23 protein-coding genes are annotated in these 25,872 nt (G+C 38.9%); 20 read left to right on the forward strand and 3 right to left on the reverse strand.

Annotation, left to right across the window (positions count from 1 at the left end):
• Positions 1-18: 18 nt before the first annotated feature.
• From ACY8DT_RS12130 to rbsK, 7 genes are all read left to right on the forward strand, one after another.
• Positions 19-1,128: a metallophosphoesterase family protein gene (locus ACY8DT_RS12130; protein WP_462420569.1), complete on the forward strand. Its 1,110-nt coding sequence runs from the start codon at positions 19-21 to the stop codon at positions 1,126-1,128.
• Entirely contained in the window at positions 1,115-4,099 is a 2,985-nt protein-coding gene (locus ACY8DT_RS12135) for an AAA family ATPase (RefSeq protein ID WP_462420570.1), read from the forward strand. Before ACY8DT_RS12130 ends, ACY8DT_RS12135 begins: the two co-directional genes overlap by 14 nt.
• A 34-nt stretch (positions 4,100-4,133) precedes the next feature.
• A complete protein-coding gene (locus ACY8DT_RS12140; protein ID WP_462420571.1) occupies positions 4,134-5,552 on the forward strand; it encodes an MDR family MFS transporter in 1,419 nt (472 codons plus the stop codon).
• A gap of 105 nt (positions 5,553-5,657) precedes the next feature.
• Complete coding sequence (locus tag ACY8DT_RS12145; protein WP_462420572.1) at positions 5,658-6,272, forward strand: SCO family protein; 615 nt, start codon at positions 5,658-5,660, stop codon at positions 6,270-6,272.
• A gap of 108 nt (positions 6,273-6,380) precedes the next feature.
• The gene (locus ACY8DT_RS12150) at positions 6,381-7,577 is read left to right on the forward strand and encodes a CynX/NimT family MFS transporter (protein ID WP_462420573.1); all 1,197 of its coding nucleotides are present in this window, start codon (positions 6,381-6,383) and stop codon (positions 7,575-7,577) included.
• A gap of 74 nt (positions 7,578-7,651) precedes the next feature.
• Complete coding sequence (locus ACY8DT_RS12155) at positions 7,652-8,590, forward strand: nucleoside hydrolase (protein ID WP_462420574.1); 939 nt, start codon at positions 7,652-7,654, stop codon at positions 8,588-8,590.
• Complete coding sequence (gene rbsK / locus ACY8DT_RS12160; protein ID WP_462420575.1) at positions 8,583-9,473, forward strand: ribokinase; 891 nt, start codon at positions 8,583-8,585, stop codon at positions 9,471-9,473. The genes ACY8DT_RS12155 and rbsK overlap by 8 nt, the downstream gene beginning before the upstream one ends.
• A 261-nt stretch (positions 9,474-9,734) precedes the next feature.
• On the opposite strand, the gene ACY8DT_RS12165 is transcribed toward rbsK, so the two are convergent.
• Positions 9,735-10,955, reverse strand: coding sequence for a YeeE/YedE family protein (locus tag ACY8DT_RS12165; RefSeq protein ID WP_462422271.1), 1,221 nt, complete (start codon positions 10,953-10,955; stop codon positions 9,735-9,737).
• Positions 10,956-11,141: 186 nt separating this feature from the next.
• Positions 11,142-12,332, reverse strand: coding sequence for an MFS transporter (locus ACY8DT_RS12170; RefSeq protein WP_462420576.1), 1,191 nt, complete (start codon positions 12,330-12,332; stop codon positions 11,142-11,144).
• Between the two features lie 225 nt (positions 12,333-12,557).
• Here ACY8DT_RS12170 and ACY8DT_RS12175 point away from each other — a divergent pair, with 225 nt between their 5' ends.
• Together ACY8DT_RS12175 and ACY8DT_RS12180 are read left to right on the forward strand one after the other, a co-directional pair.
• On the forward strand, positions 12,558-13,106 hold the full coding sequence (locus tag ACY8DT_RS12175; RefSeq protein ID WP_462420577.1) for a GNAT family N-acetyltransferase: 549 nt from the start codon (positions 12,558-12,560) through the stop codon (positions 13,104-13,106).
• A gap of 118 nt (positions 13,107-13,224) precedes the next feature.
• Entirely contained in the window at positions 13,225-14,121 is an 897-nt protein-coding gene (locus ACY8DT_RS12180; RefSeq protein ID WP_462420578.1) for a YitT family protein, read from the forward strand.
• A 51-nt stretch (positions 14,122-14,172) separates the two neighbouring features.
• Here the strand turns inward: ACY8DT_RS12180 and ACY8DT_RS12185 are convergent, their stop codons facing one another.
• The gene (locus ACY8DT_RS12185; RefSeq protein ID WP_462420579.1) at positions 14,173-15,087 is read right to left on the reverse strand and encodes a DUF5996 family protein; all 915 of its coding nucleotides are present in this window, start codon (positions 15,085-15,087) and stop codon (positions 14,173-14,175) included.
• 241 nt (positions 15,088-15,328) lie between these two features.
• On the opposite strand from ACY8DT_RS12185, the gene ACY8DT_RS12190 reads away from it, so the two are divergent.
• From ACY8DT_RS12190 to ACY8DT_RS12240, 11 genes are all read left to right on the forward strand, one after another.
• On the forward strand, positions 15,329-16,045 hold the full coding sequence (locus ACY8DT_RS12190) for a prepilin peptidase (protein WP_462420580.1): 717 nt from the start codon (positions 15,329-15,331) through the stop codon (positions 16,043-16,045).
• Positions 16,042-16,725, forward strand: a complete 684-nt coding sequence (gene radC / locus ACY8DT_RS12195; protein WP_462420581.1) for a RadC family protein — start codon at positions 16,042-16,044, stop codon at positions 16,723-16,725. Before ACY8DT_RS12190 ends, radC begins: the two co-directional genes overlap by 4 nt.
• A gap of 12 nt (positions 16,726-16,737) precedes the next feature.
• Positions 16,738-17,100, forward strand: a complete 363-nt coding sequence (locus ACY8DT_RS12200; RefSeq protein ID WP_462420582.1) for a hypothetical protein — start codon at positions 16,738-16,740, stop codon at positions 17,098-17,100.
• A gap of 338 nt (positions 17,101-17,438) precedes the next feature.
• Positions 17,439-17,933, forward strand: a complete 495-nt coding sequence (locus ACY8DT_RS12205; RefSeq protein ID WP_462420583.1) for a CarD family transcriptional regulator — start codon at positions 17,439-17,441, stop codon at positions 17,931-17,933.
• Between the two features lie 627 nt (positions 17,934-18,560).
• On the forward strand, positions 18,561-19,226 hold the full coding sequence (locus ACY8DT_RS12210; protein WP_462420584.1) for a GntR family transcriptional regulator: 666 nt from the start codon (positions 18,561-18,563) through the stop codon (positions 19,224-19,226).
• 4 nt (positions 19,227-19,230) lie between these two features.
• On the forward strand, positions 19,231-20,403 hold the full coding sequence (locus ACY8DT_RS12215; protein WP_462420585.1) for an iron-containing alcohol dehydrogenase: 1,173 nt from the start codon (positions 19,231-19,233) through the stop codon (positions 20,401-20,403).
• Positions 20,396-21,877, forward strand: coding sequence for an aldehyde dehydrogenase family protein (locus tag ACY8DT_RS12220; protein WP_462420586.1), 1,482 nt, complete (start codon positions 20,396-20,398; stop codon positions 21,875-21,877). Before ACY8DT_RS12215 ends, ACY8DT_RS12220 begins: the two co-directional genes overlap by 8 nt.
• An 18-nt stretch (positions 21,878-21,895) precedes the next feature.
• On the forward strand, positions 21,896-23,053 hold the full coding sequence (locus tag ACY8DT_RS12225) for a CaiB/BaiF CoA transferase family protein (protein ID WP_462420587.1): 1,158 nt from the start codon (positions 21,896-21,898) through the stop codon (positions 23,051-23,053).
• A 30-nt stretch (positions 23,054-23,083) separates the two neighbouring features.
• Positions 23,084-24,076 carry a DctP family TRAP transporter solute-binding subunit gene (locus ACY8DT_RS12230; RefSeq protein WP_462420588.1) on the forward strand — a complete coding sequence of 331 codons (993 nt, stop codon included), beginning with the start codon at positions 23,084-23,086 and terminating at the stop codon, positions 24,074-24,076.
• A 12-nt stretch (positions 24,077-24,088) separates the two neighbouring features.
• Positions 24,089-24,583: a TRAP transporter small permease gene (locus tag ACY8DT_RS12235; protein ID WP_462420589.1), complete on the forward strand. Its 495-nt coding sequence runs from the start codon at positions 24,089-24,091 to the stop codon at positions 24,581-24,583.
• A 3-nt stretch (positions 24,584-24,586) separates the two neighbouring features.
• The gene (locus ACY8DT_RS12240) at positions 24,587-25,864 is read left to right on the forward strand and encodes a TRAP transporter large permease (protein WP_462420590.1); all 1,278 of its coding nucleotides are present in this window, start codon (positions 24,587-24,589) and stop codon (positions 25,862-25,864) included.
• The last annotated feature ends 8 nt before the right edge of the window (positions 25,865-25,872 follow it).

Genomic DNA, 25,872 nt, shown 5'->3' on the forward strand with positions numbered 1-25,872 from the left:
TTGATTTGAGGTGTTGAAATGAAAATTTTACATACTGCCGACTGGCATATCGGAAAGAAACTGAATGGCAGAGATTTAATAGAAGATCAAAAATTTATCCTGGAACAATTAATGCATCATATAGAAAAATTGAAGCCGGATATCATTGTGCTTGCAGGAGATCTGTACGACCGGAGCAATCCTTCAAAAGAGGCGCTGAATATGGTTAATCATTATCTTTACAAAATGAATAAGGAGATGGCACTGCCTGTGCTCATGATCAGCGGCAACCATGATTCTAAAGCACTCCTTGATTACGGTTCTGAGTGGTTCAAAGATTCGGACCTTCATATCCATACTTCTCTTGAAGGTATTTTGGAACCTGTCAACATCAGAAATCACAATTTTTATCTCATTCCGCATATTGATGTACTTGAAGCACGGCACTATTTTGATAATAAAGAGCTCCGGACCCATCATGATGTCTATGAACACATTGTGGAACAGCTCAAGCTGGATGAAAGCACGACAAATATACTGATCGGACATCTGTTTATCCAGGACGGTAAAGAGAGTGAATCTGAAAGGGCACTTTCGATCGGTCTATCTGAAGAGGTGAACAGTGAAATATTTCAGCCTTTCGATTATGTGATGCTCGGACATTTACATCATCCATTCGCCATCAACCATGACAAAATATTTTACAGCGGCTCACCTCTCAAATATTCGTTCAATGAAGTGAAACAGCCGAAAGGGTTCAGGTGGATCGATACTGATGAAAATTCGGTTAAATTCATCCCCTTGAAACCTGTACACGATATCGTAGAGTATGAGGGCAGCTATGATGACATCATCAATGAGAAAATCGATTTTGAAGATAAGGAAGCTTACTTTAAATTCGTACTGTCCGATTTAAGACATGTGAAAGAACCGATGTCGAAAATTAAAATGATTTACCCGAATACATTGGAACTGAAAGTGACGTCTGAAAACAACGATTTTAATATGACGACGATAGATATGAAAGAAACAAGCGATTATGACATATATTCATCATTCATAGAGGAAATCGGCCAGAGGCCGCCGACGGCCATTGAAACAGAGTTATTTGAACAGCATTTTGGAGGCAGCAATAATGAAACCAGTTAAACTGCATATGGAATATTTCGGTCCATTTAAAAATGAAACAATTGATTTTACACATGCTGACGGTCAGATGTTTCTCGTCAGCGGTAAAACAGGTTCGGGAAAGACGATGATTTTTGATGCCATCACTTTCAGTCTGTACGGCCAGACTTCGACGACCGACCGTGATGAGTATTCAGTCAGAAGCCAATTTGCTTCTGACAGTGATATTTCAAAAGTCAGCCTGGAGTTTATCGTAGGAAAAAAATGTTACACAGTTGAAAGGGAACTCAGCTTCAATAAAGAGGGCAGAAAGTCGAAAGTACCGTCGAAAGCTGCACTTTACGCCGCTGACGGCAGTGTCCTCGAGAGCTCCGTCACAGGGGTTACCGGCAAAGTGATCGATATCATCCAGCTGACTGCGGACCAGTTCAGGCAGATATTGATACTGCCCCAGGGGGAATTCAAAAAACTGCTTGTCTCGACGAGTGAAGATAAACAGAAGATACTCCGGACTTTATTCCAGACAGAACGTTTTGTCGACTTCGAAAACAAGTTGAAAGAACTCGAGAAAAGCGACAGGGCGGGACTTCACCAGCTGGAGGCGAAAATTGGCGAGCAGCTCAGTACGCTCGAGGATAATGAGGAGCATCCGAGCTTCAACCATCAGATTGAATCACTGAAATCAAGAATTGAGAATGTGAAGAAAGAAGCCGGAATTCTGGAAAAAAGAATCATTGCATCCAGAGAAAAACGTAATGTTCTGCAGGAGGAGCTGAAGAAGAAAGACGCCCATAATGATAAAGTTGCACAGCTTGAAAAGCTGCTGGAACAGCAGACTGCACTGAATGCTCATGCTGGAAATATCAAACTGATGGAAAATGATATTGCCGACTACAACATGGTCAAGACAATCGATTTTGAGCTCAGACGGGAAGCAGAACTGACAGAGACGATAGGCAAGCTCGAGAAAAATGAGGCAGAACTGAATTCCCGGTATGAAAATTTACAAAAAGAGTATGATCAGCTGACGGAACAATTGAATGAACTGAAACAAAATGAAGCAGAAATTTTTGAGAATGAAAAATATATAACAAGAAATGAACGTTATCTGACGGCGAAATATGAAGAAATACCGGAAGAAATCAGACTTGTCAAAGAAAAGATGGAAACTCTGGAACAATCCGCTCAAAAACTGAAAGAGGCTCACGATTCCTATACTGAAGAACTGGAAAGCATCACCGCTTCTAAAAATGAAGAGGATGAACTGACAACGAGGAAACACCGTCTGGAACTCGACCAGAATGATATCAAAAAGAAACTTGATGATGAGAAGAAATACATGGGCTACGATAATCACCTTGAAGAGATTGACGGTCTGATCAATACGAATGAAAAAAATCGTGAACAGTGTGAAACATCTCTTAAAGAGCTTAAGTCGTCTGTACAAAGTAAATATGGAAAAGAGGACCAGCCGCATATTGAACATCTCCTCGGCCATCTGACAGTCGGCGAAGCATGCCCGGTCTGTCAGAGCACGGTGGAAACAATTCCTGACAGCATCGCATACTTGAGTGAAAGTGAAGAAAAAGATATCAGTCGTTTAAATGAACAGCTTGAAGAGTTGGAAGACGAAAGCAAGACTTTGGAAAATGATTCTAAACTCTATAAAACACTGCTGAATGGAACGGAGCGTCATTCATATGATGGATTGTCCCAGTCGTTTGCTGATGCGGAAGAAAAGATTGTAAAGATCTCTGACAAAATCGTATCAGTGAAAAAAGCGCTCGTCAGAAAAGATCTGCTCGACAAAGAGCTGTCAAAAAATTCAACACAGATACAGCAGTCAAGATTTGCCCATGAAAAAAACAATGATAAACTTGCTCAGCTGAAAGAGCTGCTGGATGAATTCAAGGCGGAGACTTCATTTGAAAACTATGCAGAATTCAGAAATTACATGGAAAAACAGAAAGAAGCTGTCACACGATTTAAAATGAAGAAAGACCAGCTGGAAAAAAGACAGAATGTGCTGAGTAAAGAGCTTACCACAGTCAGCCAGTCTCTTAAACACAGCCGTGAAAGCATAGAAGAGAATCAAACAGCTATGATCGCCCAGAGTGAAGTGGTTGAGGCTTTCCTACTAAAAGAACCGTTCTTGGACCGCAGCGAATTGAGACAGATTTTAAACCGGACGGATATAGAAACCAAGGAAAAAGAAGTCAACGCATTTCATCAGGAAAAAAGTTCAACAGAAAAGCGAATTGGTGAAATAGAAAAAGAATTGGTTCAAAATGAGTTTTACAACACTGCTGAAGATGAAGAGAAAATAGAATCAGCAGAAACGGCACTCGATCAATTCCAGCGGGAGCTTGCAGTACTGAACAATAACATCAGACAGTATGACAGGGTTCTCGCTACAGTGTCTGAATATATCGGTGAATATGAAGAGAAGAAACAGCATTTTGAAGCGGTCAGCGATCTCGTTCAGAAAGTTGGCGGCAATAATGAAAGCAGGGTGTCGCTCGAGCGTTATGTATTGATGTACTTTTTAGAGAAGATATTGAATATAGCAAATGAAAGACTGTTGGATATGACGAACCACCGTTACGCACTGATCCGCAGCCAGGCTAAAATCAGCAGGAAAACAGGGCTCGATATTGAAGTGTTCGATTACTATAACAACTCCGCGCGGCACATCTCTTCTTTATCCGGCGGTGAAACGTTCCAGGCTTCATTGTCTCTTGCACTCGCACTCAGCGAAGCAGTCCAGCAGGAAGCGGGCGGTATCAGTCTGGATACGATGTTTATCGATGAAGGGTTTGGTACACTGGATAAAGAAACACTTGAAATAGCGATTTCGACTTTAATAGATCTGCAGTCAAACGGTAAGACAATCGGCATCATTTCACATGTCAGTGAATTGAAAGAAAGATTAAATTACATTTTGGAAGTGACATCGACTGATGAGATTAGTACAGCTGATTTTAATTTTTAATATTTTATTTCTGATTTAAGAGAGTAGTGTCAATATGAATACTAAACAATCAAAGTTTTTTAATGAGAGAAATTTTGTGGTCGCCAATCTGATCATCGGCGCTTTCATCACGATATTGAACCAGACGCTGCTGGTTACAGCAGTGCCTTCGATAATGGCTGACCTGGACATACCATTCAGTACCGCCCAATGGCTGACAACAGGGTTCTTTCTGGTGAATGGCATCATGATTCCTGTCACTGCATTTCTGATCAATAAATTTACGACGCGTAAATTATATATTTTCGCAATGACGCTGTTTACTGTGGGAACGCTTATTTCAGTCGTATCTCCGGTATTTACACTTCTCCTCGCCGGCAGGATTGTCCAGGCAGCCGCTGCAGGCATCATGATGCCGCTGACGATGGTGGTGCTGCTTAAGATGTTTCCTGCTGAAAAACGGGGACGTGCAATGGGTTTATTCGGACTGATCATAGGTTTTGCCCCGGCCATCGGACCTTCCCTGTCCGGTTACATAGTTGAAGTATGGCCATGGAGAACATTATTCATCATTGTCGCGCCATTTGCCGCGTTGAATATTCTATTTGCGTATAAATTTATGCGGAACGTCACAGAAACGACGGACCCGCCGGTGGATTACTTATCAATAATATTATCGACACTGGGCTTCGGCGGAATGTTGTATGGTTTTTCTGTTGCGGGTATCAGTGGGTGGACCTCTCCTGAAGTACTTATCCCGATCACAGCCGGTGGAATCATAGTAGCCATTTTCGTACGCAGGCAGCTCAGACTGGAAATTCCGATATTACAGCTGAGAGTATTTAAAAATAAATATTTTCTGATCAGTTCTCTGATCGGGGTGATCGTATTCACTTCGATGGTCAGTGCCAATAATATTCTTCCAGTCCTGATGCAGGATATGCTCGGGTATACAGCGTTCGAATCAGGACTATCATTGTTACCGGGCGCGGTTTTAATGGGTGCATTCGGTTTGATCGCAGGCGTTCTGTTTGATAAATACGGCATTAAAACACTGACATTCACATCGATGGGCATCATATTGGTGACGTCTATATTGCTGTCTGTGCTAAATGAAAATACTTCATGGACATATATCACTGTCGTGTATACATTCCGCCTGCTCGGGACGGGTCTATCCATGATGCCGCTGACGACTTTTGCGATGAATGCATTGAAAGACCACCTGCTGCCGCACGGTACATCGATCAATAATACGATGAGGCAGATCGGCGGTTCTTTATTTACGGCACTGCTCATTACCGTGATGACCGGATTTGCCATAAGTGTATCCGGCGGGAGCTCACCGACTAATGCAGAGGAAATCATGGGTGTAAATGTATCCTTCATGGTCTCAGCGGTTCTGGCATTTATCGGACTGGTCATGGCGTTCTTTTTAAAAGAGCAGAAGTATATAAGTAAAGAAGAGCGGTAATTTGATTCCGTTGACATAATAATTTCACAATAAAATATAAAAAGCATCACAATATCCAATTTTTATTTGATATATTAAGATGAGTTGGACATGGAGGGTGTTATTTTGAAAAATTTTATCTTGTTTGGTCTGTTTTCTGTATTATTTTTAAGCGCCTGCAGTGATTCCGAAGTGGAAACCATGAATCAATTCGGCAATGAAATACAGGAGTACTCGGTCACCAACCAGAATGATGAAACAGTTACAGACGAGGATATGGAAGGCAAGGTCTGGCTGCTGGACTTTATTTTTACAAACTGTGCAACGGTGTGTCCGCCTATGACGGCAAATATGACACACTTGACCCAGGAACTTGAAGATCAGGGAATTGAAGATTACGGCGTGCTCAGTTTCAGTGTAGATCCAGAAAGAGACACACCTGAAGAATTATCCCAATATATAAGTTACTATGAAGTGCCCGAAGAGACGGAGTGGCATCTCGTTACAGGTTACGATCATGATTTCATCCGCAGTTTTGCAGAAAAGAATTTTAAAACAATTGTTGCACCTGCTCCGCAGGGCAGTGACCAGGTGACACATGCGACAAGTTTTTACTTAATTGATTCAGAAGGTACGATCAGAAAATCCTATCCGGGTCTCGATCAGGGAGATAAAGGGTTTCCGGTTACAGAGATTGTAGATGATGTCGCTGCACTGACAAGCGAAATTGAAAAGGAATAAACCAGCATTTAAGAGCAGGCAACTGCTCTTTTTTTTTGAGCAAAAGGGTTCAATCTCAATTGTTATCCATGATATGATGTTGAATTTATGAGAAGGGAGTTGGAAAATATGTCTGTTCGTAAAGAACGCTATTACATCGCTTTATTACTGCTTGTTATTATCTTTGTCGGAGCTTCACTCCGCTCGCCGATTTCTTCAATAGGGCCGCTGGTGCCTTTTTTCAGTGAAGAGCTGGAAATCAGCAACACGACAGTCGGTCTGTTAAACACACTCCCTTTACTTGCCTTTGGCCTGTTCTCGCCATTCATACCAAAAATGGCACGTAAGTATGGTATGGAAGTACCACTGCTGGTTGCCATGATATTTTTAACTGCGGGTATTTTAATGAGGGGGATGGATGGTACATTCATGCTGTTTTTAGGCACTGCAATAATCGGCATGTCCATTGCGGTCGGCAACGTCCTGTCCCCTGGACTGATTAAAGCGACATTCCCTTTTAAAGTCGGAATCATGACCGGCCTGTATTCCTTTTCGATGAATATCGTGAGTGCATTATCAGCAGGACTGTCAGTGTCGGTAGCAACCAGTCCGGATTTTGATTGGCGCACAGCGCTTGCAATGTGGGGTATATTTCCGTTGATGGCAGTTTTGGTTTTAATTTTAAGAATGCCGAGAACTTTGGAAGAGCGAAAAAAAGTATTTAAGGAAATAGACGATGTCCCATCTGAAAAATTATGGAACTCCCGTCTGGCATGGGCAGTGACGCTCTACATGGGACTGCAGTCTTTAGTACCATATACTCTGTTTGCATGGCTGCCTGCTATTTTAATAGAAAAAGGATTCAGTCAGACCACGGCCGGCTGGCTGATGACGATCTATCAGCTCGGCGTGCTGCCGACGACATTCATCGCACCGGTCATTGCATATAAATTTGCCGGACAGAAAGGGCTCGGCGCAACGAGCGGTCTGATGTGGGCCGTGGGCCTGATCGGTATAATGTTGATGCCGAACCACTGGATGATCATTCCGTTCCTGATCGTTACCGGTGTCGGTGCCGGGACGACATTCAGTCTTGCGATGATGTTCTTTGTTCTGCGCACGAAGACTGTCGAGCAGTCTGCACAATTGTCCGGCATGGCACAATCAGTCGGTTATGTGCTTGCAGCAACAGGACCGTTGTTTCTTGGTATGATTGCAGAGTATACAGGCACATGGAATATCTCATTGATGATTTTGATCGCCGTTTCATTTCTCATTGCATTTTTTGGCTACTTTGCAGGAAGCAACCGTACAATATCTGACTGAAAGTCCTCTTTTTAAGAGGACTTTTTTTTATCCTTTGTGCTACGATTAGTTAAAAAGGTTGAAAAGGTGATTTGATGAGAAATGTTATTTTAGATTGCGACCCGGGACATGATGATGCGATTTCCATCATTATCGGTGCTTCAAAGAGAAGTGGGTTGAACATACTCGGAATTACAACTGTCGCAGGAAATGTTGAAGTGGAAAAGAATACAGTGAATGCATTGAAAGTATGCGAGTTGATCGGACTGGATGTGCCTGTAGTGGAAGGTGCTGTACGGCCCCTGGTAAGAGAAAGCGAGATTGCACCTGAAATTCATGGTGAAACAGGCATGGATGGTCCTGTATTGGACATGCCGTCAAAAGAAAAGATGCCCGGTCATGCGGTGGATTTTATTATTGAACAGGTTAAGAACAGCCGGGAAAAAGTGACGCTGGTGCCGACGGGTCCGCTCACGAACATTGCACTCGCTTTAATAAAAGACCCCTCGATAAAAGAAAACATTGATGAGATTGTACTGATGGGCGGCGGCACGTTCGGCAACTGGACCCCTGCAGCCGAGTTCAATATTTATGTCGATGCAGAAGCGGCAAAGGTCGTTTACGAGAGCGGTCTCCCTGTGACGATGTTCGGTCTGGACGTGACACATCAGGTCATTGCCGATGCGGCAGCCATTGACAGAGTATCAAAACTGGATAATGACATTGCCGTGTTCGTCAAAGAATTGCTTATATTCTTTGCTGAAACTTACAAAAATCATTTTGGTTTCCCAGGTGGACCGATCCACGATGCCTGTACGACGATGTACTTGATAAACCCAGACATGTTCACGTTTGAAGATGTCAATGTCACGATTGAAACTAAAGGTGAAGCGACATACGGCATGACTGTCGTTGATCTTCTGAAGACGACAGGCAGGCTTGAAAACGTTAAATTTGCAACAGGTGTAAATACTGAAACGTTCTGGAATATCTTCCAGGATGTACTGGCTTCTTATGGTGAGGCAGATGAGTAGACCTAAAATCACCATCGTCGGCAGTATAAATATGGACCTGATCACAGTGACAGAGCAGGTGGCGAACGCCGGTGAAACTGTTGCGGGAAAAGACTTTGAAACGTTGTTCGGCGGCAAAGGCGCAAATCAGGCGGTCGCAGCGGCGAGACTCGGAGCAGATGTATCAATCATCGGCAAAGTCGGTGATGATGCATTCGGCATCGAGATGATTAAAAACTTCGAAGAAAATGATGTCGATACTTCCGGAATTGCGGTTGAAGAAAAAACACCGTCCGGCATTGCCAATATCATCGTATCCGACAACGACAACCGCATCATAATCATCGCCGGAGCAAATGATAAAGTGGATAAAAAACATGTCGATCAATACGCTTCGGTGATCGAAGACAGTGACATGGTATTGCTGCAGTTTGAGATTCCGATGGATACCATCAGGCACACACTTGATATTTGTATGAAAGAGAATGTACCGGTAATCATAAATCCGGCGCCTGTGGCGGAGCTCGAACAAAAATATCTGAAGGCGGCAACTTATATTACTCCGAATGAACATGAAAGAACCCAGCTGTTTAAAATGCAGGAAGACGGACTGCCTGAGTATTATGAAAAACTGATCACCACACAAGGCGGCCAGGGCGCTTCATATTTTATGGACGGCAAAGAAATCATCATTCCGCCGAAAAGTGTTGATGTCGTCGACACCACCGGTGCAGGGGACACTTTCAATGCTGCATTCGCAGTGGGAATCGCCGAAGGCATGACAGTCGAAGATGCAATCTACTTTGCCAACGATGCTGCAGGACTTGCAGTGAGGAAACTCGGCGCCCAGAGCGGCATGCCGGAGAGGGATGAAATGGATAATAAGAACAGCCGTGATGTTTAAAATTCTGGAATAGTGGAATATATGCACTATGATTATAATTCAATTGTCCCTTTCAGCGGTTTCTCCAGCTTTTGGGTAACAACGGTGTATGTAGTCGGTATACTGTTCATCATTATTAATATCGGCATTTATTTATACCTCAGAAACAAAAAGATAAAGCAATAGGCCAAAGAGTCAGGGCGGATTGATTCTACAATAAAACCCGGACGGTATCTCAAGTAAAGAGATACCGTCCGGGTTTTTAAAGTCATTTTTAATGGGTCAGCATACAGAATCATTCGATTTTGGTACGGATAACCCGAACAAAGGTCTGAGGTACAGTGCAAGGAATGTACCGCCGATTGCGACGATCCCCCAAATATAGCCGTGAAGACTGAACGACGCGATGCCTCCGAAATATGCTCCGATGTTACAGCCGAATGCGAGACGGGCGCCGTAGCCCATAAGGAGTCCTCCGATGACCGAAGCCATGAAGTTGCCTCTGGTAATTTTAGTGAATTTGAACAGCCCGCCTGCAGCTGACGCTAAAAATGCACCGAGTATGACACCGAAGTTAAGAACTGTAGTGGAGTCGGCAAAAATGGAAGAGTTTAGAGCTGTTGCCGCCTCTCCCTGCCAGTAACCCCAGCTGGCGACGTCAAATCCGATGAATTCTGCGACTTTGGAACCCCATAGTGCAAATGCTGAAGTGATACCCCATGGTTCACCGCGTGTCATCAGAGTCAAAGCATTTAATACTGCAAGAGCGACTGCTGCAACCATTAAAGGCCATGAACCTCTGAAGATTCTCTTCCAGCCGTGTGCACTTGGCAGAGGTGCAATTTTAGGAGAGTTTCTCTTTTTCTCAACGACTTTACTGATGAAGGCGATTAAACCGAATATCAATAACGATACGACTAAAGCACCGCCGTAGCCAAGACCAGTGGAAGTTGCGAGTGAAAATTCACCCATTGATGGCAGCTCTTCTGTCCAGAACGGTAAGTGTGCGGCACCGATTGTCGTACCGATGATGAAGAAAATCAAAGTGATGAACATTACAGAACGTCCGCCGCCGATGGCATACAGTGTACCTGACGCACACCCGCCTCCGAGCTGCATACCGATGCCGAATAAAAATGCACCGACAACAAGACTGACACCGACCGGTGAAACGTATCCTGTAACTTCAGCACCGAAAAATGAAAGGCCGAGCGCTAAAATCGGTGCGAATAACAGAGTTGCTGTGCCAAGCATCACCATATGAGCGCGTATTGCTTCACCGTTGCCGACAGACATCAGACGTCTGAAAGCTGAAGTGAAACCGAAGCGTGCGTGAAACAACGTATAACCGAGCAGTAAGCCGATGACCATAAGAACCGGCTGCATGATTGACTGCGTGATTACTAAATATATAAATAAGACCAGACTGACTAGAATTCCGCCGCCAATAAGCAACTTTTGCGGATCTTTCAGAGCATCAGCATGACGATGTACCGGATCCATAGCTTTACTAACAGTATTTATATTACTGACCAAATAAATCCTCCTATACCTTAGTTAATTAGTATGAATTCATCATTATAGGAGCATCAGAAGGAATTGTCAAAGGAAATTATTCAAAAAGAAAAGCAATGCTCGTCATGTCAAGCACTGCTCATTCCAATATTGAATTTAAACTGCCGTACTGATTCATGTGTGCAGTCTTTTTGCACGTATATACAGAAAGATATAGATGATCATGGACATGGCGACTGAACCGGCAGATGCGACATAAATTGAAGCATAACCGAATATGAAAGCCATTTGTCCGAAGAGGATCGCGCCGAGACCGATACCTAAATCGAAGAAAGAGAAAAACGTTGCGTTTGCCATACCACGTCTGTTGGCCGGTGAATTTTCTACCGACCATGCCTGCAGGGCAGGCTGGACACTTCCGAAACCGAGTCCGTAAAGTGAGGCAGCAATAAGCAGAACGGCGGTATTCGGCAGCCATGCGAGCATAAGCATGGCGATGAATATTGAGAAAGCCCCCGGCATGAATACATATAGATGGCCTTTCTTATCGTAAATCCTTCCTGCGAAAGTACGTGATATCATAAGAAACGCTGCATAAAGCAGAAAATATAGTTCTATGCCTGGAATTTCTTTTTCTATGGCATAGATCGGCAGAAATGTAGCAATACCTCCGAAAGACGCTGTAATGAAAAATAACAGGACGGATGGCTTTATCGCAGTTTTTTCAAAGATATCAAACTTCAGCTTCGCTGATCTTGTTTCAGCTTCTTCCACTTTTTTATAACGGATTTGTGATGCGAACAACAATGCAACCAATCCACAAGCAGCACAAATTAAAAACAGCTGTGGAAATGAAATGACACCGACTAGTGTCAATCCAAGAGTCGGGCCGAGTGCGAGCGCTACGTTACCCGACAGACCGAAGTATCCGAGCCCTTCACCACGTCGCTTGGGCGGAACGATATCGGTGGCGATTGTGCCCCCTGCAGTTGTTGAAAATCCCCATCCCATACCCTGGACAATTCTTAATAGAAATAAAAATAAAATACTTGAAATAAAACTATAACTGGCTATTGATAGTACAAAAACAACAAGTCCTGTCTTATAAACAAACCCACGGCCTTTCGACTCTAACGCATGACCCGCATAAGGTCTGAGCAGTAAAGCTGAAAACGTAAAGATACCGACGATAAGACCGACGAGCTGGTCATTCCCACCCAGTTCTTTCAAGAACAAAGGAAGAGTCGGCAGTGTCATCTGGAAGCCGAGGAAGACAAAAAAGTTAGCCAGACAAACAAAGATAAAATCACGAGTCCAAATTCTGTTTTCTAAATGAGCACTTTGTTCATGCGGCTCTGAATTCATGACTAGACCCCTTTTCTTCTCATAGTTGATTACCATTATACAGATTTAAGATGAGAGTCACTAGAGGAAGAACTTAATAGGAGTGATTAATATATTGAAATAATATTTTATAGAGAAAATAAAGGTATAGCCATTCTTTTTTGATGTCACGAGAAGTCTGGTACAGGATAATCTACTATAATGATAATAAGAAAAATATTAATTCTGTAAAGCAGGTGTTATCAAATGGAGAGAATTAAACTACAGATGATAAGAACAACTTCCAATGACATTCCTAAGTACGAATTACCGGAAGGATTCGTATTCAGAATGTTCAGGGATGGAGATCAAAAGCTGTGGGCGGACATTGAAACCAGAGTGGATGAATTTGAGACTGAAGATGACGCACTTAAAAGATTTTATAGTGAATTCGGAGATTCTATCGATGAAATGGAAGAGAGGTGTGTATTCATAGAAACAGCAGAAGGTGAAGCTATAGGCACAACCACCGCATGGTATGGAGATTTAAAAGGAGATGGCCGCATACTTGGAAGAATTCACTGGGTCGGCATCGTGCCTGAATACCAGGGCAGGGGATTGGCCAAACCAATGTTGAGTAAGGCGATGTATATGCTGGCAGCCCGACATGAGGAATTCTATCTGACTTCACAGACTACAAGCTGGCAGGCGATAAATATGTACCTGAATTTTGGCTTTAAACCGGTATATACGGATGAAAATTATGATGCTGCCTGGTCAATGATGGAAGAGATGCTGGACAGGAAGATCAGATGATATATCGATTTAAAAATACTCAATATTAGGAACATTAATAAAAGAGTTGTAATTGGCAGCCATTCTCTTATATCATTAATCAGCGGTATATAACCCCTGTTCAAAAGGAGGATAATTAATGAAGAAAAAAAGAAATGTTAAAAATATAAATTTTGAAAAGATAAAGCTATCCATGACTCCCAGAATCACTGCACAGACACTCTTGAATATATTATCAGTCATAGCTGGCTCATTCATTTTCGCGGTCGGTATCAACGTATTCATGATTTCAGGTAATCTGGGTGAAGGCGGCGTTACAGGTCTGTCCATCATCTTTTTATACGCCTTTGATATACCTCTTGCGATCTCCACATTGATTCTGAATGGTCTTCTTCTGATCATCGGTTTCAGGTTCCTGTCTAAAAGAGCGATGTACTATACGATTTTTGCGGTCATACTGATGTCAATGTTTCTTGGCCTCACCCAGTCATGGGGAATCGAAAATGATGAAATCATGCTGAATGTATTATTTGGTGGTCTGTTCATCGGACTGGGCAACGGCCTTGTAATCAGAATCGGTGCAACCACCGCAGGGTCGGCAATCATCGGCAGAATTGCCAATAAGTATCTTGATATGAAAATTGCAAATGCAATATTACTGGTCGATCTGTTTGTGATACTGCTCAGTCTTACAGTTCTGTCAGTCCAGCAGGTGCTGCTTACAATCGTCGCCATGTTCACCGCAGTCAAAGTGATGGATTTTGTAATAGAAGGACTGAATCCTAAAAAGGCCATCACAATCGTCTCCTCAAAACCCGAGGCACTCGGCACGCTGATCAACAGTGAAATCGGCCGGGGAGTGACGATGGTCAATGGACAGGGATTCTACTCAAGAGAACAGTTTGATATCCTTTATGTGGTTATCAACAAATCGAAGCTCGTCAGATTGAAGCGTCTGATCAAGAAATATGATGAAAATGCTTTTGTCGTTGTGAATGATGTGAACAGTGTGCTTGGGAACTCGTTTCCACAGTAATATAATTACCCCGGACTCAATATCCAATTTTGAGTCCGGGGTAATTTTTTCTTAGTGTCCATTATTTCTAAAGTTCTTTTCCATTTTTAATTTTTTATAGCAGTAATCCACTCCCTGCCATTTGAGATACTTGGCTGATTTATCAAACGAGGCATCGAAAAACCGGATGATATCTTCAGGATTTATGTTTTCAACTTCATCCATCATTTCAATCAGATACTCTGCCATCTGTTCACTGAAATAACTGCCTTCAGGAAAATCATCAGTGACTGCAAGCTTTGTTCCGCTGACAAATGGATATGGCAATACAAAGAAAGTGGGGTGTTCTGAATTATCATCACCCAGCCAGAATCCAAATTCCACCATATGTTCATCAAATGCAGCCCTCTCGATCACTTTGGAATCATCAGGAAAAGGCTCGTGTTCTTTATACACCAATATACAGGAGACATCAAAGGTGCCCCAGAATAATCCGGGATATACTTTTCTCTTTCTCATCGGGGCGATAAACTTCATTTCCACGTCATTTGCGAACTGGAACCATTTAAGAATCTGTGCGGCAGTTTCTCTGTTGTAATGATGGTGTTCAGTATCTTTTTCAAATGGTATCGTCGTTTCCATCTCCTGCGGTCTGGTGTTCATTTTGATATTCAGTCCAAGGTCCTGGGTGACCGTGATGATTTCGTAGTAGTAATCACGGACAGTTTTACCGTCGATCAGCTGTATATTATTTTCGTTATCTGTTGTTCTTATCGTGATGACATTATTCGTCAAGTTGGCTTCAATATCAAAATAAATACCATTGCACCTTAAAGTCCCGGTTGAAAAACCTCTGGTTGTGATATCCAAAATGACATGCGCCCACTGAGGTTCCTGAGGGGCGTAGTTCAATTTAATTTTCCCAAGTATTTGTGAAATTAATTGCAGCGTAAGTATTTCCTTCTTATTATTTTTATAAAAGCTCATCAACATCACCTCTTAATTTCCATTATATAGAATATTTCCGACTGTAATAAGTAATTTGATTGTAAAGAATTTGAAAATATACAGAAATTATAAAACTGCATTCAGATATTGGAAAACTGTTCACTTTTAATACAGTTATTCCATTTTGGTAATAATAACTGTGCAGATTTTAAATTGTTGCGATTTTACAACAATTCGACTGCGAAGTATGATGACTTTAGTTATTTAAGGAGGGAGTTAAATGACTATATTAATCCTGCTGGGCGGTGTTTGTGCATCATTCATCTTTGCACTTACATCTGCTGAAAACTCATCTTTTCTATTTAGAAGAAGCCGGTGCGATAGTTGCATGAGATCACTTAAGTGGTATGAACTATTTCCAGTGTTAAGCTTCATATTTCTAAAAGGCCGCTGCCTTACTTGCAAAAGCAAGATACCTATATCTAATATTGTCGTAGAAGTTTTAATGATTGTATTATTCATCAGTCCAATTTTCATAGAATTAAGCTTAGCAGATTTGACACTTTACTATCTGATAATCACTTTTCTTGTACCACTTTCTGTTTTCGATTTTGAAACGTTAACTATACCCAACCATATAAACTTAATATTTTTATTCACCGGATTGTATTTAACAAATTTACAATATATAGAACCAGCTGGAGATTTGGCTGTAATCATGACACTGCAAATATTTTATTTTCTGTTTCATGGATCGGTTGGCTATGGGGATATTAAATTATTTACAATATTGACCTTGATCACACCTTTGAATTTTTTCTTGTACGTTGTAATGTTCACATATTTGATAGGCGGCCTATTTGTAATACTAATAAACTTATACAAAAATGACAGAGTTGATAAAGTCCCGCTGGTCCCTTTTATTACAAACGGCGCACTGATTGTTTTCTATTTATATGATGAGATACATTTAATATATACCGGAGGGTTTTTATGACATTGATGATCAGGGAAATGCATGCTTCAGATAAACCGCGAGAAAGACTGATGACTTACGGGGCAGATAAATTAAATAATCAGGAATTACTGGCAATAATCATCAACACAGGCAGCAGGGACGAATCAAGTTTGACTTTGGCAAATAGAATAATAAAGGATTTTAAAACAATCAGAGATTTGAGAGATATAACATATCAGGAATTGACCAGTTTAAAAGGGATTGGCAAGGTCAAGGCGGTCACCATATTGGCAATGGTGGAACTTGCCGTCAGGATGCATACACATTCGTTAGAGGAAGATGTTTATATAAAAAGTCCTGAAGATGTATCGTTGTTATTAATGGAAAAGTTGAGATATTACCATCAGGAGCATTTTGTCGTATTATATCTTTCAACTAAAAATATGGTTATCCATCAAAACACATTATTTAAAGGTTCCTTGAATACTTCGATTGTACATCCAAGGGAAATCTATAAAGAAGCTGTAAAAAGGAGCGCTGCAGCTATAATTTGTGCTCACAACCACCCAAGCGGAGATCCGACACCATCTCAGGAAGATATCGAGGTGACACAAAGGTTGAAAGAGTGCGGGGAATTGATTGGAATAGATTTTTTAGACCATATCATCATAGGTTCAGGAAAATATCTTAGTCTTAAAGAAATGAACTATATCAATTAAAGGGGTTATATTATGGGGCTGGATGCATATTTATATTTAGAAGATAAAGAAACATCAGAGATAATCGAATATAGCTATTATAGAAAATTCAATGCATTACAAGGATATTTTGTAGAAAAATTTGATATACCAAATTGCGGTAAAGTTCAGCTGTCAGATGAAATTTTAGAGGATGTGTATCAAATATTGAATGATATAAGATACAATAGAGAAAAAGCAAATCTATTGTTACCAACACATCCAGGTCCATTTTTCGGATCATATGACTACGGCAGAATCTATCACACATATATTGATCAGGCAGCATCAGATTTCTATCATGCTAAATTTCTGGACTTCAATAAATACAACTTTTTTTATACCTCGAACTGGTGAAAAGTCCAATCGTGCCACAGTATGATGCTGATAAGGAAAGAAGAGTACGAAGTAACTTGAACATAGCAACAGACATGAACTATTCAAAAATACCTAAATAATAAACATTGGAAAATCCATTTTGAGCAATCAATCTGGATTTTTAATATTTTCATGGACAGATGACAAAAGGATTATTTGGAGATCCAAGATAGAGACTGCAAACCTGACGGATTTACTTATGTTAATCAAATGATTAAATCTATTGACATTATATTGATGAAGGTGTTAAGATTAAAAGTTTTATTAATTTATATAAAAGTGTTATACTTAAAGAGAGAAAAGATGGAGGCGGTACTTTGTATCAAGTAGGAGATAACATATTTTATCCAATGCATGGTGCAGGCAAGATAACGGCGATTGAAGAAAAAGAAGTATCAGGAGAAAAACAAAAGTATTATATTATCAATATGATAAATGATAATATGCAGGTAATGATTCCGAAAAATAAGATCTCTAAAACGAATATCCGTCCGATTACGGACTTGGAGACTGTTAAAGAAATTGCAAAGATGATTGGTACAGTGGAATCTGATAAAGACCTGTCATGGAAGAAGAGAAACAAGCTGAACAATGATATGATCAAAACAGGCAGCTTAAAAGCGTGTGCTGAAGTGATTTACGGATTATCAAGCATGAAGAGAGAAGAAAAATTGAATTCGAGTGAAAGAAATCAACTTAAACAGGCACAAAGCTTCTTGATGAGTGAATTGAAACTGGTGGAAGGTTTGAACAGTGACAAGAAGGACAGATTCATATCTAAACTAACAGAGGATCAAAAAATCATATCATAATAAAAGATATATTTGAATCTGTTCCAATGTATGAGAAAACCTTCAGACAGCGGTTTATGCCATATTTTCATTTGGTAAACAATATTACAATCAGGTTACAAATTAAGAAAATAGGTTTAAACCCTTGAAATGAGAATCAGATTAAAATATAATGAATATAACATAACAAGGACGTCAACGAAGTATTTCGTTATATATTATTTGATTTCATCGACGCCTTCCGATAGAGTGACACTGCTTGTCCTCTAGATATCATATATTATATTATTTATCTGTGAATGAGGCCGGAAATATCCGGCCTCATTTTTTTATGGCTCTACGTCAAATCAGGTTGATGGGCGTTTGATACTTTTAAACATTATTAATAAGATATGGACGGTTTCGTTATTACAGAAACATTTTATATGGTGTGTAAGTTTAGATTGGTCTATTTATTCATTTCTTATAAAATAAAATATATTTCGATATTACAGATGACTTAATTAGAAGTATGAGTCATCTGTTTTTTTTAATATCTAAAAGTATAAATATTTGGAATATTATTTATTTTTAAAAATGACATTGCATAAAACGTTTTCATGTGTTAATTTACTTGTAGACCGAATACTGTCGACAGACTACAGAGAGGTGATTAAAATTAGTGAAATAATCAAATCAGCACCTTTATATGAGCAACTTTACAGAGTATTAAAAACTAAAATACTTAACGGTGAGATTGAAGCTGGAACAAGAGTCGTTGATTCTAAGTTAGCTGAAGAATTTGGGACAAGTAGAAGCCCCATTAGAGAAGCTATAAGAATGCTAGAAAATGAAGGTCTAATAATTAATGTTAAAGGCACTCTGTTTATTTACGAGCCTTCACTGGAAGATTTAATTGAATTGTATAAAGTGCGTGCAGGTCTGGAATATTCTGCCGTATATTGGGGCACAAGTAATATTACTCAGGAACAATTGAACAAAATAGAGGTTTTATTGAATAAGACGAAGAACGATATTAAAGAGAATAGTTATGAAAATATTGTTGAACAAAACACAGAGTTTCATGATGAGATTTTGTTTAGCTCTAATAATTCAAGATTAATAAAAATGATGGAAGATATAAGGTCTTTAATCATTTATTATAGAAATATTTTATTCCTTGAGTTTAATAATGATTATGATTTTATAGATGATCATATAAATGTATTTAAAGAAATTAAAGAAGGTAATGCTAAAGAAGCAGCGCAATTGATGGTCGAACATATCAATAATGATATGAAGTACTTTACAAAATTATTTAATGATAGGGGATAGAAAAATGAGTCATTTATCAAGTTTTCCAGAAAGATTACTATTCGGAGATAATGCACTAGAAGATGTAAAAGGTGTTTTAAAAGAATTTCAATCTAAGAATGTTTTAATAGTCACAGACAAGGGCCTTGTTAAAGCAGGAGTTGTTGAAAATGTTCTAGATGTATTAAAAAGTGAGGAGCTTAATTTCCATATTTTCGATAATACAAATCCAGAACCAACAATTTCAAATTTTAAAGAGGCATTGGAAGAAAATAGATCTAATGAAATTGATTTAGTAATTGGTCTTGGAGGAGGAAGTCCTATTGATCTCGGCAAAGCAGTGGCTTTATTTTTAAAGCACGATGCAGAATTTCTTGATTATGTTGGCGTCAATAAGGTTCCTTCAAAAGGTTTACCAACTATTATGATATCAACAACATCGGGTACTGGTTCAGAAGTGTCAAAATTTGCAGTTTTAACTGATGAGAAAACAAAACTGAAAAGTGTCATAGCAAGCCCTAATATTGTGCCTACAATATCAGTAGTAGACCCACAGTTAACTGCTTCATTGCCACCACACATTACAGCCAACACAGGTATAGATGCACTTGTACATTGTATCGAGGGTTACTTGGCTGTTAGAAATTCAAACTTATCAAATGAATTGGCGCTCGTTGGCTTGGGTAAGATTTGGAATAACTTACAGGCTGCATATGATGACGGCGGTAACAAGGATGCAAGATATGAAATGTCTCTAGGAAGTATGCTTGGTGGTTTAGTGTTGAACACTACTGATGGGGCTGGAATGGTGCACGGTTTGGCATTCTCATTAGGAGTATATTGTAATCTACCACATGGTCTATCTAACAGTTTAGTACTGCCTTATACACTAGATTATTTAAAACCACATGCCATTGACTCATTAAATACTTTAGCAATAAAAGTAAATATTGAAGGCTCTTCTAAAGAGGAAAAAGTGGATAACTTTATTAAGGAAATATTTGAACTTCAAAAGAATTTAAACATTCCTGTCACTCTTGAAGAAATGGAAATCAACAAAGAATTAATTCCAAAGCTTGCTGAAAGTAGCAACACTCAAGAGAGATTACAAACTAACTCACCTAAAAGGTTAGAAGTTCAAGAAATCGAACACATATTTACTAATGCGTTTGAAGGCAAGGTGAGTTTTAATGACTAATCTTATTGAAAAGAAATTAGATGATGTAAATGACTTATTAAAAAAATATGATATTGATGGTCCCGTTCCTAATTTAATAGGAGGGAGTTATAGAAGTAATGAAAATATAAAAGATTTAAAGTTCGCTTTCAATGATGAAGATGTACTGCAGTACTCGATTGGTGATGGAAAGGATGTTAAAGAGGCTATTGAGATTGCTGATAAAAGCTTAAGTGACATGAAACAATTAACTTCTTATGAGAAAAGCTTAATCCTAGATGAAGTCGCTTCGAAACTTGATGAAAATAAATTAAGTTTAGCTTCGTTAATAGTTTTTGAAACAGGAAAACCAATTAATGATGCCATTGGAGAGGTAGAACGATCTATTTCTACTTTAAAATTTACTTCAATAGAAGTAAAACAAATTAAAGGTGAAACTTTAAACTTAGATTCTCTGAAAGACAGCAGTAAAAGATTAGCTTTTACTAAAGTAGAGCCACTTGGAGTAATCGGCGCAATCACTGGCTTCAACTTCCCTTTACTGCTTGGGATTCATAAAATCGGTCCAGCACTTGGTGCGGGAAACACTGTAGTTTTAAAACCATCACCAAAAACACCGATTTCAAGTATTTTATTAGGTAAATTATTTATAGAAGCGGGTCTTCCTGCTGGTGCATTATCAGTAATTAATGGTGATGAAGAAGTAGGTAAAGAAATAATAGATTCAGAGAAGATAAAAGCAATTAGCTTTACTGGAAGTAGTAAGGTAGGAAAAATCATCAGTGGCGAAGCAAAGTTTAAGAAAGTTCTATTAGAACTAGGATCTAACGCTGCAACAATTATTGATACGAATAAAGATATCAAGCAGTTTGCCAAGCTATTAGTAAAAGGCGGTTTAAGTACTAATGGACAATCCTGTATTTCCGTTCAAAGAGTAATTGTCAAAGAAGATTTTAAAGATGAACTTATAAAAGAACTTCAGAATGAATTAGAAAATATTAATGTTGGAAATCCGTTTGATGAGAATGTTTCTGTATCTGCTTTGATAGATCCGAATGCAAACAAAAGGATTTTATCATGGATTGAGGAGGCTAAAGCACAGGGCGCAGATATTAACTTTGGTGGAGAACTAACAGATAAGGCACTACAGCCAACACTATTATCAAATGTGACCAAAGATATGAAAGTGTTCTTTGAAGAAATCTTTGGACCAGTAATTACGGTCAGTACTTACAAGGATTTTAATGAAGCAATAGAATTAACTAATCACTCAGAGTATGGATTACAAGTCGGTGTTCATACAGAATCACTTACAAATGCATTGGAAGCGATTGAAAGAATAGAAGCAGGTAGTGTGCATGTAAATGAAACTTCAAATTTCAGACCTGACCATATGCCTTATGGAGGCGTGAAAGACAGTGGAATAGGTAAAGAAGGTCCGAAATACGTAATTGATGAATTAACTTCAAAAAAAGTTATAACAATGAAATTATAAAAATTTAGGGGGATATATATGTCAAGGCAAGCTCTAGAAGGATTAAGAGTACTTGAGTTAGGGTCGCTGATTGCTGGACCATTCGCAGGAAGAATATTTGCTGATTTTGGAGCAGAAGTAATTAAAGTTGAAAATGATAAAACTGGTGATCCACTCAGAGTGTGGAGAGAAATGGAAGATGGAACGAGCTTATGGTGGTACGTACAATCCAGAAATAAAAAGTCAATCACTTTAAATTTAAAAGAAGATGAAGATCAAAACTATATAAAAGAATTAGTTAAAGATATAGACATTATTATTGAAAACTTCCGACCAGGGAAACTAGAGGAATGGAATATAGGTTATGAGGATTTAAAGAAAATAAATCCTAAAATTGTTTTTGTCAGAATTTCTGGATTTGGTCAAGATGGGCCAATGAGTCAATTCCCGGGCTTTGGATCAATCGGAGAAGCAATGGGTGGTTTAAGATATTTAACTGGTTACCCGGATAGACCGCCAACAAGAGTAGGTTTGAGTATCGGAGATTCCATTGCAGCACTGTATGCAGTAATAGGAGGTATGATGGCAATCTATCATAGAGATAATTCCCCTGAAGGCAACGGCCAGTGTATCGATGTTTCTTTATATGAATCGATTTTCAGTTTAACAGAAAGCATGGTTCCAGAATATGATAGAAAAGATGTTATCAGAGAAAGAACAGGTAGCACTTTACCAGGGATTACTCCTTCAAATTCATATGTATGTAAAGATGGCGAATATATTGTTGTAGGTGCGAATGGTGATTCAATATTTAAAAGACTGATGAATTTAATAGGCAGAGAAGATATTGCCAAGGATGAACAGTATTCTTCCAATGAGAAGCGTTCTTTACAAGCTGATTATTTAGATGGCTTGATTTCAGATTGGACGAAGTCAATGAACATTGATGAAGCGGTTGAAACTTTAAATGATAACGGTATTCCAGCTGGGAAAATCTATAGTGTGAAAGATATTGTTGAGGATGAACATTACAATTTCAGAAATATGATATTAGATGTTGAAACTGCAATAGGTTCCTTAAAAATGCCAGGAATTGTACCTAAAATGAGTGAAACTCCTGGAGAAGTGAAATGGGCAGGTCCAAAACTTGGAGAACATAATGAAGAAGTTAAAAATAACAGTGATAGAGATGATTAATATTTAATTCATGAAGGGGGATGAGGCATAATGAAGAGATATAGTCTTTTAGTTTTAGTTTTCATATTCTTTATCAGTGCATGCAGTAATTCCACAGCAAGCTCTGAGAAAGAAGTATACGAACTGGAAGTAGCACATGTTGTTGCTTCTGATCATTCGTATCAATATGCTTTGGAAGAGTTTGCTGAAAATGTTCAGGAAAGATCTGAAGGGAGAATAGAAATAAATATTTTTCCAAGTGCACAACTTGGTAATGAAAGAGATTTAGTTGAAAGCGTTTCGATGGGTACAGTTGATATGGCATTGTCTAACTCTGCAAATTTATCAGCTTACACAGATTCTTATATGATATTTGATTTACCATTTCTATTTAGGGACCATCAGCATGCCCATGATGTACTGGATAGTGATATAGGTGAAGATGCACTAAATTCCTTAGATGACATTGGAGTAAAAGGTTTGGCGAACTGGGAGAATGGTTTTTTTAATACATGGAATGCCACACGTCCCATTGAAGAACCAGAAGATTTTAATGGTCTTATAATCAGAGCCAATGATAATCCAATTCACATTGATTCATACGAAGCGCTGAATGGTGGTGCTGTCACGATGGGTTGGAGTGAAGTATATACAGGTATCCAAAATGGAACTGTGGATGGTGTCAGTGTTTCAATTCCTTCTATGTATACCAGTAATATTCATGAAGTCGCTCCCTATATATCAACCAGTCAAGAGTTTTATGTATCAGCTATTTTAATGATGAACGATGATTTATTTAATGATATGCCAGATGATCTACAGACTATATTAGAAGAAGAGGCCAAAAATGCTACTCAATTCCAACGAGATTTAAATAAAGAAATTGAAGATGAAGCATTGGCAGATTTAGAAGAACAGGGGTATGAAATAACTCATCCAGATACTGAGGTATTCAGGGAAGAAGTCTGGGAAGATATTTCTACGCAATATGAAGATAATCTAGATCAGGAAAAGTTGGAAAGAATCTTAAATGATTTTGAATAAAGGGGGGATTGCATGTTAGATAAAATTATTATCAAATTTGAGGACTATGTGACTATATTTTGTTTTACTATGATGAGTGTTATTACTTTGTTGGCAGTTATATATCGATACATTTTTTCAAGCCCACTGATTTGGAGCGAAGAATTAGCAAGGTACTTAATGGTTTGGGGCGTTTTTATAGGTATAAGTATTGTTACCAGGAAAAATGCTCAATTGGCATTGGATTTATTAGACTCTTTTGCACCAGAAAAAATCAAAACTTTTATGAGAGGGTTTTTTAGGATTTTTCTAATCATCTCTTTCTTAACATTATTTTTACTATCTGTTCAATTTGTATATTACATGTTTAATATTGGTCATGTGACACCAGTTTTAAGAATAGATTTTTGGATTATCTATACTGTAATTCCTTTAGGTTTCTTATTATCAGCTTATCATTCAATAAAAATATTTATCAAACATCGAACTAAAGAGATTAACAGTTCCGATATAGAAAGTGGGGTTTAAAATATGCCTTTATTTCTATTCGCAGCACTGATAATTCTAATTTTAATTGGAGTACCAATTGCCCTCAGCTTACTCGTATCTTCAGGATTCAGTTTATTATTCTTTACTGATACTGACCCTGTTGCTCTTATACAAAGAATGTTTGTTTCGATCGACTCTTTCACTTTGATGGCCTTGCCCTTCTTCATGATTGCGGGTGGTGTTTTTGAAAAGGGTGGAGTGTCAAAAAGACTGGTTGATTTTGCAAATTCTATAGTTGGTGGAATGCACGGTGGACTAGCGATAGTTGCATTCATTGCCTCAGCATTCTTTGGTGCTATATCTGGTTCGTCTACAGCGACTGTTATAGCAATCGGGGCACTTGTATTACCAACCATGCTCAAGGAAGGATACGATTTAAAGTTCAGTGTTACTACACTTGCAACAGCAGGAATTTTAGGGACTATAATTCCACCGAGTATTCCGATGATTACTTATGGTGTTACTTCTGGAGCATCAATTGGTGATCTATTTGCAGGTGGGATTATACCTGGTATTATGCTGACTTTAATTATGTCCTCATATGCGTATTTTTATGGAAAAAAGAACATAAAAAATAATTTTTCATTTTCTTTTGGAAATGTATTGAGCACATTCAAAGCAGCAATCTGGGCTTTACTTATGCCTATAATTATTATTGGAGGTATATATAGTGGATTCTTTACCCCTACTGAATCTGCAGTTGTCGCTATATTCTACGGACTGATTATAAGTATATTTATTTATAAAGAAATGACAGTCAATAAATTCCTTGATTTAATGAGGACCGCAGTGATAAATTCATCGATGATACTATTTATAGTTGGAGCTGCGGGTGCCTTCGGATTCGTAATGACAAAGGCGGAAATCCCATTAATGATATCAGATTTGATTTTAAGTACTACTGATAACCCTATAATCTTATTATTACTGATTAATATAATGTTATTAATTATCGGGATGTTCTTGGAAACGAACGCAGCGATTTTAATTGTTGCACCTATATTATTACCAATAGTGACCGAACTAGGAGTTGATCCTGTTCATTTCGGTATCGTGATGATTGTTAACTTGAGCATTGGATTAATTACACCTCCGCTAGGCGTAAACCTTTTCGTTGCAACGAGGTTGCATGATGGTGTAAAAACAACCGATGTACTGAATAAACATTTAGTGATATACATAGCTTTAGGACTTGTAGTGTTGCTCTTAATAACATACATTCCAATATTGGTTATGTTAATACCTAATTTACTAGGATAGGATGATAA

It is taken from the genome of Salinicoccus sp. Marseille-QA3875, from assembly GCF_054950095.1.